At 70.7% G+C, this 10,083-nt stretch carries 9 protein-coding genes; 2 read left to right on the top strand and 7 right to left on the bottom strand.

Features of this window, described 5'->3' with window-relative positions; translation table 11 throughout:
- Positions 1–123: 123 nt before the first annotated feature.
- From pfkB to JHN45_RS30520, 5 genes are all read right to left on the bottom strand, one after another.
- A complete protein-coding gene (gene pfkB / locus JHN45_RS30540; RefSeq protein WP_200717345.1) occupies positions 124–1,071 on the bottom strand; it encodes a 1-phosphofructokinase in 948 nt (315 codons plus the stop codon).
- Positions 1,068–1,829, bottom strand: coding sequence for a DeoR/GlpR family DNA-binding transcription regulator (locus tag JHN45_RS30535; protein WP_093628483.1), 762 nt, complete (start codon positions 1,827–1,829; stop codon positions 1,068–1,070). The genes pfkB and JHN45_RS30535 overlap by 4 nt, the downstream gene beginning before the upstream one ends.
- 157 nt (positions 1,830–1,986) lie before the next feature.
- Complete coding sequence (locus JHN45_RS30530; protein ID WP_201051798.1) at positions 1,987–2,475, bottom strand: hypothetical protein; 489 nt, start codon at positions 2,473–2,475, stop codon at positions 1,987–1,989.
- A gap of 12 nt (positions 2,476–2,487) precedes the next feature.
- Positions 2,488–3,228 carry a Crp/Fnr family transcriptional regulator gene (locus tag JHN45_RS30525; RefSeq protein ID WP_307783228.1) on the bottom strand — a complete coding sequence of 247 codons (741 nt, stop codon included), beginning with the start codon at positions 3,226–3,228 and terminating at the stop codon, positions 2,488–2,490.
- 1,340 nt (positions 3,229–4,568) lie between these two features.
- Positions 4,569–6,083, bottom strand: a complete 1,515-nt coding sequence (locus JHN45_RS30520; RefSeq protein WP_201051795.1) for an MFS transporter — start codon at positions 6,081–6,083, stop codon at positions 4,569–4,571.
- Between the two features lie 62 nt (positions 6,084–6,145).
- Between JHN45_RS30520 and JHN45_RS30515 the strand changes: the two genes are divergently transcribed.
- Positions 6,146–7,138: a YafY family protein gene (locus JHN45_RS30515; RefSeq protein ID WP_201051792.1), complete on the top strand. Its 993-nt coding sequence runs from the start codon at positions 6,146–6,148 to the stop codon at positions 7,136–7,138.
- A gap of 47 nt (positions 7,139–7,185) precedes the next feature.
- Here the strand turns inward: JHN45_RS30515 and JHN45_RS30510 are convergent, their stop codons facing one another.
- On the bottom strand, positions 7,186–7,827 hold the full coding sequence (locus JHN45_RS30510) for a TetR/AcrR family transcriptional regulator (protein WP_236584290.1): 642 nt from the start codon (positions 7,825–7,827) through the stop codon (positions 7,186–7,188).
- Positions 7,828–8,366: 539 nt separating this feature from the next.
- Positions 8,367–9,365 carry an RNA polymerase sigma factor RpoD/SigA gene (locus JHN45_RS30505; RefSeq protein ID WP_200714352.1) on the bottom strand — a complete coding sequence of 333 codons (999 nt, stop codon included), beginning with the start codon at positions 9,363–9,365 and terminating at the stop codon, positions 8,367–8,369.
- A 185-nt stretch (positions 9,366–9,550) separates the two neighbouring features.
- Here JHN45_RS30505 and JHN45_RS30500 point away from each other — a divergent pair, with 185 nt between their 5' ends.
- Complete coding sequence (locus tag JHN45_RS30500; RefSeq protein WP_201051800.1) at positions 9,551–10,081, top strand: GNAT family N-acetyltransferase; 531 nt, start codon at positions 9,551–9,553, stop codon at positions 10,079–10,081.
- Positions 10,082–10,083 lie beyond the last annotated feature (2 nt).

The raw sequence follows: 10,083 nt of genomic DNA, 5'->3' as shown, positions 1-10,083 counted from the left end.
CGGGGGTACTGCGGGGTGTCGCGGTGGGGGTGGCGGCGGCGGTTAAGAGCGGGGAGTGCCGCAACCTTGTGGCCGGTTCGAGGGGCGCCCTGAAGGCCGTAGATCTGAAGGCCGTAGAAACGTTCATGCGACCGGCTCCGTCAGTACGAGGTCCACCGGGACGTCGGCTGTGACCGTCACCGCGGCCGGGTCGAGGTCGGCCGGGGTGGGCATCACGCTGCCGGGGAGCTGGACGGCTGCCGCGCCGTGGGCGACGGCCGAGGCGAGGGCCTCCGGGCCGTGGCCGCCGGCGATCAGGAAGCCGGCCAGTGAGGAGTCCCCCGCGCCGACATTGCTGCGTACGACGTCGACGCGCGCGCTGCCGTACCAGGCGCCCGAGGCGTCGACCAGGAGCTGGCCGTCCGCACCCAGGCTGGCGAGGACCGCGCCCGCGCCCAACTCCCGTAGTTCTTCGGCGGCCTTGACCGCGTCGCCGACGGTGGCGAGGGGGCGGGAGACGGCCTCCGCGAGTTCCTCGGCGTTGGGCTTGACGACGTCGGGGCGTTCGCGCAGGGCCTCGATGAGTGCGGGGCCCGAGGTGTCCAGGGCGATCCGGACGCCGGCGGCGTGCGCGCGGGCGACCAACTCGGCGTACCAGGACGGCGCGAGGCCGCGCGGGAGGCTGCCGCAGCAGGCGATCCAGTCGGCGTCACGGGACTGCTGCCTGACCGTCTCCAGGAGCAACTCCTGTTCGGCGGCGGTCAGTTCGGGGCCGGGGGCGTTGATCTTCGTGAGGACGCCGTCCGCCTCGGCCAGCGCGATGTTCGAGCGGGTGGCCCCGGCGACCGGAACGGGCGCGACCTCGATGCCCTGCGCGTCGAGCAGGCTGGCGACCAGCGCGCCCGGCGCACCGCCCAGGGGCAGGACGGCCACCGTACGACGGCCCGCGGCGGCGACCGCGCGGGAGACGTTGACGCCCTTGCCGCCCGGGTCCATGCGCTCGCCGGTGGCCCGTATGACCTCGCCGCGGTCGAGGGAGGGGACCTCGTAGGTGCGGTCGAGGGACGGGTTCGGGGTGACCGTGAGGATCATGCGCGCACTACTTCCATGCCGCCGCGCTCCATGGCGGTGGCGTCTTCTGGGCTCAGCCCGCTGTCGGTGATCAGGAGGTCCACGTCGCTCAGGGCGCCGAAGCGGGCGAAGTGCTCCTGGCCGTGCTTCGCGGAGTCGGCGAGCAGCACGACGCGGCGGGCGGCGCCCATCGCGGCGTGCTTGACCGCGGCCTCGGCGAGGTCGGGCGTGGTCAGCCCGTGCTCGGCGGAGAAGCCGTTGGCCGCCACGAACACGACGTCCGCGCGGATCTCGCCGTAGGCTCGCAGCGCCCAGGCGTCGACGGCGGCGCGCGTACGGTGCCGCACGCGCCCCCCGACGAGGTGGAGCTGCATGCCCGGGTGGTCCGCGAGGCGGGCCGCGATGGGCAACGAGTGGGTGACGACGGTGAGTTCGGCCTCGAGCGGGACGATGCCCGCGAGGCGGGCCACCGTCGTACCGGCGTCGAGGATCACCGTGCCCTGCATGGGCAGTTCGGCGAGGGCCGCCTTGGCGATGCGGTCCTTCTCGTCGGCCGCCGTCGACTCGCGTTCGGCGAGGTCGGGCTCGAAGTCGAGCCGTCCGGCCGGTATGGCCCCGCCGTGCACCCGGCGGAGCAGGCCCGCGCGGTCGAGGGCCTTCAGGTCGCGGCGGATCGTCTCCGCGGTGACCTGGAACTCCTCGGCCAGCGACACGACATCGACCCGGCCGCCGTCACGGGCCAGCCGGAGGATCTCCTGCTGCCGCTCCGGTGCGTACATGTCCGTTCGCCTCCGACCAGTGCCCGAACTTGTGGTTTCGCTCGGAGGCTACGCCCACATTTCCGGAAAGTAAACAGGTTCGGGCATCAGGCGGACATGAACGGGCAGAGAGGCAAACATCGACGGGGTATCGGGGGTCACCGGGGCTCAACGGGGATCAGCTGCGGCGCAGGTCCTTGATCCTCTTCTCGGCGGCGAGGACGGCGCGCACCAGGTCACCCCGGGCGGTCTCCTGCCGCATGGCCTGGACGAGCTGGGCACGGTGCTGCTGGACGCCGATGCGTCCGGCCGCCGGGGCGGACTCGGGCAGGGCGGTGGCGACGTAGTCCTTCACGCACTCGACGACCTTCCGCAGTTCGGAGCGGACGGCCTCCGTGGTGTCGGCTATTCCCTCGATCATGTTGCCGGTCTGGGAGATCTCGGCGAAGTCGTCGGCCGCGCAGGGCTTCCGGGTGAGGCGGCACTGGGCCTTGTAGAGATCGGCGAGCCATTCGGCGGGCTTGTCGTACTCGGCGTTCGTCTCGTCCTTGCGACGGATCATCCGGGTCCAGGCGAAGACCCGTCGCTGGTGCCGGTACATCAGAACGCCGATGACACCCCCGCCGAGGGCGGACGCGAGGGGCACCAGGAGGGTGCTGGTCATCATGCTGTGGTCCGTTCAGGGGTGGGCGTTCCCGGCGGCGCGGTGGCGCAGCGCGTCCACGTCGTGGACGACGAACCGGCGGTACCCGGCCTCGACGATCCCGTGGTAGCGCAGGGTCCTGATCGCGTTCTCCGTGGTGGAGACGGCGAGCTGGAGTGCGGCGGCGAGGTCCTTCTGGCTCGGGCCGGTGATCCGGACGCGGTCCGCCCGGGGGTCGGGGCGGCCGGCGGTGTCGGCGAGGTGCGCCAGCAGCCTGCCGACCCGCTCCAGGGGCGGCCTGGTGGCCATGGTGTAGACGAGTTCGTCGCTGCGGTTGCGGTCCTCCAGGCTGCGCAGCAGGGCGCGCTGCACCGCGGGCCGCTTGCGCAGGTGGAGGTTGAAGTCGTGGGCGCGGCAGGGGATGACGACGGTCCCGGTCAGGCACTTGGTGCGGACGGCGGAGTCGTCGGTGACGAGCTTGGCCTCGCCGACGAGCTGGCCGCGGCCCCGGAACCGGGTGACGGTGGGGACGTTCTCCCCCGCGCCCAGCGGGAAGCGGTCCTGGCGTACGACGCCGTCCCAGATGATGTACACGTCCTGGTCGGCCGGCCCGATCGGCAGCTGCTCGTCGCGCGCGAAGGCACGGCCGTGCAGACCGGTCCGCAGCAGCGAACACCAGTCCTCGGCCGCCAGCCACCGCAGGAAGCTCCCCTCGGGCTGGTTCTCGGGGGCCAGGAGGAGATCGGGCGGGCGGGCGGTGTCGACGGTCGAGGGCACGCTCACTCCCCCGCTCCGGCGTACGCGCCCTGCGGTACGCGCTGTCGGCGAGGTATCACGGTATGCATGGGGTCTGAATTCCTTTCCCTGTTTCTCTGTTCTGTTGAGGCTCTGGAACCCCGCTGGTCGGCGAGGTTCCGGAGTGACGGGTCCGGCCTCCCTCTCCGGGAGGTACGGCAACCGCCCGGTTGGTGAGGCCGGGCGGGCGGAAACAGCAGCGGGACAGACCGTACCGCTGGTCGCGAGAGATAAGCCAGTCGGCATTCCGAAGGCACCGGGACGGTTAGCGATCATGGTCGAAACCCCCTCGCCATGGGGTTTTACGACGGGAGATCACGCGCGCTTCGAATGGAAAAGTAGCCACCCATTGCGTAATTACCAATCCGCTTATCCCCGTTATCGGCATGCCCTCCGGGGCGCGGCGGGGACCTTCTCCGCCGGGCGACATATGACGTCCACACAAACGGGCGGCGAAGACGAGAGGCCCCGGGGCACCACCCCCAGGACCTCCCGGAAAGGTCCGGACCCGTCAGGATCAGACCGCTGCCCAGTAAACACCACGGACCTGCTTTGGGTCACTCCCCGTCAGGCAGGAAGCGGCCCGCGCCGCCGGACGACCGGCCCAAATCCCCAACCGTGGGGGTGTCACCGACCGCTCACCTTTCCGCACACGCCGTCGAGACATCCCGCCCGGCCGCACGCTTTACCCCTTTTATGCATGCGCGAGCAAGACCGCCCCTATCCGCACCGGCGCGGGACGACTTCCCCACGTGACAGCAATCGATCAAGACCAAACAGATTCGGCCAAAGCGCCCCCGCCCCGACGACACCCCTATCGGCCGACGGCACACCCGCCCAATTAACCGGCCGACGCCTCGGCAATTACTTTCCGAGAGGCAATCCGAGCCGAGAGGAAATACGGCGAATCGGCGCCAGGAACGGATTCCCGTCCATGAATCAACGGTTCACCACAGCACATCACCAAATATCGACTAATGGATAAGGGCACGACCGTTCGGCCGCATCACCTCACCCCTCCCGCTCTCCCTCCCACCGCCCCTCCCGCCCCATCTTTCACCCTGTCAGTTTTCTTGCGGGGCAGGCGAGTTGAGCGCCCGAGCAGCTCCGAAGCCGGAGTGTCCGGTCCAGAAGCGGTGATTTCGGCACACAGCGTGGCGTTCGGTACCGAGTCCGCCGTCGGATCCGCCCGGCGTGCGCCTCCCCTCACGCACCGGCGTACGCCAACTCCGGCGGCTCGCGTCGAGCGCCCCGCCCCCGGTACGGCCTCGGGGCGGGGCGCTCGACTGCGGTGCGTCAGCGGACGGCAGCAGCGGATGACATCAACTCCCGTCGGAGGCAGCCCCCTTGGCCGCCGCCTCCGCCGTGGCCGCCCGCCCCGGCAGCGCGAACATCAGCAGGAAGATCACGCCCATCACCGCGGCGACCCAACCCAGCGCGTTCTGGAAGGCGTCGACGAACGCCGGGCCCACCTCGGCCTGGGTCAGCCGGTCGCCGATCGACCCGAAGAAGACGACCGACACCAGCCCGAGCCCCAGCGCGTTGCCCATCTGCTGCACGGTGTTGATGAGTCCGGACGCCGAACCCGCGTACTCGCGCGGCACCTCGGAGAGGATCGTGTCGGTCAGCGGGGCGAAGATCAGGCCCATGCCTGCGCCCATCACGACCAGCGGGAGCGCCATCTGCCAGGAGGCGATGGCCAGTTGGTACCGGTCGGCCTCCCAGAGGTAGAGCAGCACACCCACGACCATCACCAGCGCACCGGCCTGCAGCACATTGCGTCCGCCGACACGCGGCACCAGTTTCTGCACGGACATCCCCGCCGCCACCGAGCAGGCGATCGAGAACGGTACGCCGGTCAGCCCCGCCCGCAGCGGGCTCCAGCCGAGACCGGTCTGCATGTACAGCGTCCAGACCAGGAAGAAGATGCCGAGTCCGACGCCGAAGACGGTCTGCACGGCGATGCCGGCCGCGAAGCTCTTCACCTTGAACAGGGAGAGCTCGACGAGCGGGGACCCGTCCCGCTCGGCCTTCCGCTTCTCGTACGCCACCAGTCCGCAGAAGACGCCCACCGAACCGGACATCGACACGAACCCCCAGGCGGGCCAGCCCAGTTCGTCGCCCCGGGTGAGGGGATAGAGCAGCATCAGCAGCCCGAGGGTGACCAGGGCGACGCCGACGAGGTCCAGCTTCAGGGCGCGCGGGGCCTTCGACTCGGTGATGAAACGGCTGCCGAGGATCAGGCCCGCGATGCCGACGGGCAGGTTGATCAGGAAGATCGGGCGCCATTCGAGACCGAAGAGGTTCCACTCGGTGAGCAGTGCGCCGAGCAGCGGTCCGGAGACGGCCCCGAGCCCGACGATCGCGCCGAACAGCCCGAAGACCTTGCCGCGTTCGTGCGCCGGGAAGGTGGCGTGCACGATCGACAGCACCTGCGGCACCATCATCGCGGCCATCCCGCCCTGGAGGATGCGCGAGGCGACCAGCATCTCCGGGTTCGCGGCGAAGCCGCACAGCGCGGAGGCGAGCGTGAAGCCACCGATCCCGAGCAGGAACAGCCGCTTGCGGCCGTAGATGTCGCCGAGCCGTCCGCCGGTGATGAGTCCGGCGGCGAAGGCGAGCGCGTAACCGGCCGTGATCCACTGGATCTGGCTGAAGGAGGCGCCCGCGTCCCGCTGGATCGAGGGGATCGCGACATTGACGATCGTGACGTCGACGAGGTCCATGAAGGCCGCGGTCATCACGATCGCGAGGGCGAACCAGCGCCGCCGGTCGGCCGTACGTGCCGGTTCCGTCGAGACGGCCGGGCTGTCCACAAGGAGTTCGGTGGAGGTCATGGCTTGAAGCTATGACCCCATTAGGTCAGATCGTGTCCTAGTTCTACGGCATCCTCGAACTCATGACGACGGACACCCCGGCCCGGCTCCTCCAGCTCCTCTCCCTCCTCCAGACGCCCCGCGAGTGGCCCGGCGGCGAGCTGGCCGACCGGCTCGGGGTCTCCCGCCGCACGGTCCGGCGGGACATCGACCGGCTCCGCGAACTGGGCTACCCGGTACAGGCGACCCTGGGCGCCGACGGCGGCTACCGGCTGGTCGCGGGCAAGGCGATGCCGCCGCTGGTCCTCGACGACGAGGAGGCGGTGGCCATCGCGGTCGGCCTGCGGGCGGGCGCCGGGCACGCGGTCGAGGGCGTCGACGAGGCGTCCGTACGGGCGCTGGCGAAGCTGGAGCAGGTGCTCCCCTCTCGGCTACGGCATCGCGTCGCCACCCTCCAGGCCGCCACGACCGCGCTGACCAGTGGCGACGGGGCGAGCATCGCGCCCGAGACGCTGACCGTGATGGCCTCGACGGTGGCCGGCCACGAGCGGCTGCGGTTCGCCTACCGCGCGAAGGACGGCACCGAGTCGCGCCGCGTGACGGAGCCGTACCGCCTCGTCTCGACCGGGCGGCGCTGGTACCTGGTGGCCTACGACCTCGACCGCGAGGACTGGCGGACGTTCCGGGTCGACCGGGTGAGCGAGCCGTTCGCGACGGGGGCGCGGTTCGCGCCGCGCGAGCTGCCGACGGGGAGTGCGGCGGAGTATCTGCGGCAGTCGATGTACCGGCAGCAGCGGGCCTACGAGTACACCGTGACCTTCGCCGCGCCGGCCGACGTGGTCGCCGCGCGCGTCCCGGCCTGGATGGGCACACCCGAGCCGCTCGACGCGCACAGTTGCCGTCTGCGGGCCACGACCGGCGACGAGGTGCGCTGGCTGGCCGCCCGGCTGGCCCTGCTGGAGTTCGAGTTCACGGTCCAGGAACCGGCGGAACTGGTGCGCTGCGTACGGGAGTTGGGGGAACGGCTGAGCAGGGCGGCGGGGGGCGGACCGGTGTTGGGGGAACGGCGTGAGTAGGGCGGTCGCACGCCACCCCGTCGCGCCTCACCCCACTCCACTGGGGCTCACCCCACCCCCCGAGCCGCCCCGATGTCCCCCCAGGGAAAGTCCCGCAGCGCCCGCAGGTTCCGCAGTGCCGACTCCGCCGGGCCGGCGAGCGTGCCCGGGTGTTCCTTTCCGGTGGCCCAGCCCTCGACCGCCGTGCGTACGGCGGCGCTCGCGACGGCGGCGGCGAAGCGCAGTTCCGGGGAGGTCGCGCTCGGGGCGCCGGCGGCGAGGGCGGGGTCGGCGAAGGCGGGGTCGCCGTGGGTGACACGTTCCAACAGGACCTCGCCCAGGGTCCGTTCCGACGCCTGGCAGACCTCCGCCCACACCTTGCGCAGGCCGGGGCTGGACTCGGCCATGCCGATCAGGGTGCGCGCCCAGGTCCACGAGTGTGTGGAGACGCCCACCCCGGGGGTGAGCGTGTGGCGCACGCCGTGTTCCAGGGCCTCCGGCACCGAGAGTGCGGGCGGGGCCGCGCGTACCGCGTCCGCCCAGCGTTGGGCGCCGGCCGCGTAGAGCGGGGCGACGGCCTCTTCCTTGGTGGCGAAGTAGCGGTAGAAGGTGCGCGGGGCGATACCGGCACGCTGGGCGATGTCCTCGGCGCGGGTGGCTCGTAGCCCGTGTCTGGCGAAGAGTCCGGCCGCCGCCCTGGCGATCTCCATCCGGGTCTCGGCCTTGCGCCGCTCGGTCAGCGAGAGCGGTGCGGAGGGGGAGACGGGACGGGAATCCGGGGCTGGGGTGGGGCTGCTCACACCGGCAGGCTATGCCGCTGTGGCACAATCTGCCATTCGGCGGGCCACCCCGGGGTTCAGGTACGGGGTGCCCCGCCATCCCACCATGTCCGCGGCTTCTCCGCCTCGCCCGCGCGTGAAAAAAGAGCCGGGCCCCGACGCCTGGGGGGACAGGCGCCGAAGCCCGGCTCGGGAGAGTCCCGGCGCCGGGGGGGGGGGATTTGCGTCGGGACTTGGCTCAGTGGGTCGCGGGGCAACGCCCGTATCCCCAACTCCTGGGCCCTGAAGTCTTGTTCCCCGGGCCTCGCGGATTGAAGCGGCGTTGCGCGGCCATGTTTGCGCGGTCTCCCGCCACCCGGCGTACGCGGCCGGGCGCGCACCCTGAGTCGTACGCGCCCCCGGGGCCGCGGAGGCCGCCGGGGTTGTCGAGCCGTCGGACCCTCCGGCGCCCCCGCCGGAGGGTCCGACGCTTACGCCGCCGCGTCGAAACCGGTCTGGCTGGCCAGCTTCTTCAGTTCCAGCAGGGCGTGCTTCTCGATCTGCCGGATGCGCTCGCGCGTGAGGCCGTGCTCCTTGCCGACCTCGGTGAGCGTGCGCTCCCGGCCGTCCTCCATGCCGTACCGCATCTTGATGATGGAGGCGGTGCGCTGGTCGAGGCGGCCGATCAGGTCGTCCAGTTCCTCGCTGCGCAGCAGGGTCATCACGGACTGCTCGGGCGAGACCGCGGAGGTGTCCTCCAGGAGGTCACCGAACTGGGTGTCGCCGTCGTCGTCCACCGACATGTTCAGGGAGACCGGGTCGCGCGCCCAGTCCAGGACGTTCGTCACCCGCTCCGGGGTGGTGTCCAGCTCGGCGGCGATCTCCGCGTGCTCGGGCTCGCGGCCGTTCTTCCGGTTGAACTCGCGCTGCACGCGCCGGATCCGGCCCAGCTCCTCCACCAGGTGGACGGGGAGCCGGATGGTCCGGGACTGGTCGGCGATCGAGCGGGTGATGGCCTGACGGATCCACCAGGTCGCGTACGTCGAGAACTTGAAGCCCTTGCGGTAGTCGAACTTCTCGACCGCGCGGACCAGGCCCGCGTTGCCCTCCTGGATCAGGTCGAGCAGGGGCAGGCCGCTACGGGGGTAACGGCGGGCCACGGCCACGACCAGGCGGAGGTTGGACCGGATGAAGACGTCCTTGGCACGCTCGCTCTCGGCGACCAGGGCCTCCAGCTCTTCGCGGGTGGCGTCCGCCTGGGACTCCTCCTCGCCGTCGAGGACCTGGCGCGCGAACACGCCCGCTTCGATGGTCTGTGAAAGCTCGACTTCCTTGGCGGCGTCGAGCAGCGGTGTGCGCGCGATTTCGTCGAGATACATGCCGACCAGGTCGCGGTCGGCGATCTCGCCGCCATGGGCGCGAACACTGCGTGCCACGCCGGAGGTCTCGCCGGAGGCGGACTTACGACGGGCGACGGCACGGGTTGCCATGCGTGCTCCCTTGCGATGGTGGGTCAGCAGGTGTTCGTCGGATGCTCGGGCACTGTCTTCTTCGTGACTCTTCTCGTGTGCCCTGCATCTGATGGAAACAACGACTGGAATCCGGACAGAATTCCCGACCCACTCCCCTATTTTTCTGATCTTGCAGTACCCTGTCCGGCCACAAGGGAGGCATGATGCCGTCGGAACGTACAGAGGTGCAGGTCAGGCCGGGAGTCGAGGACGACCTCGATGCCCTCACCGACATCTACAACCACTACGTACGCGAGACCCCGATCACCTTCGACACCGCCGCCTTCACGCCGGAGGAGCGCCGTCCTTGGCTGCTCTCCCACCCTGAAGACGGCCCATACCGGTTGAAGGTTGCCGTGGACGGGACCTTCCCAGGAAACTCACAGCGAATCCTCGGCTACGCCACATCCAGCCCTTACCGGGCGAAGCCCGCCTACTCGACCTCGGTCGAGGTCACGGTCTACCTCGCCCCGGGCGCCGGCGGGCGCGGTATCGGAACGCTGCTCTACAAGGCCCTGTTCGCGGATCTGGCGACCGAGGACGTGCACCGGGCGTACGCGGGCATCGCACAGCCCAACGAAGCGTCCACGCGGCTGCATGAACGCTTCGGTTTCCGGCCGGTGGGCACCTACCGGGAGGTGGGCCGCAAGTTCGGCCGCTACTGGGATGTCGCCTGGTACGAGAAGGAGTTGTAGCC

The organism is Streptomyces sp. MBT53 (genome assembly GCF_016654115.1).
Taxonomy (GTDB): Bacteria; Actinomycetota; Actinomycetes; order Streptomycetales; family Streptomycetaceae; genus Streptomyces.
The sequence above is the reverse complement of the archived record's forward strand: the minus strand, read 5'-3'. Positions and strand labels throughout refer to the sequence as shown.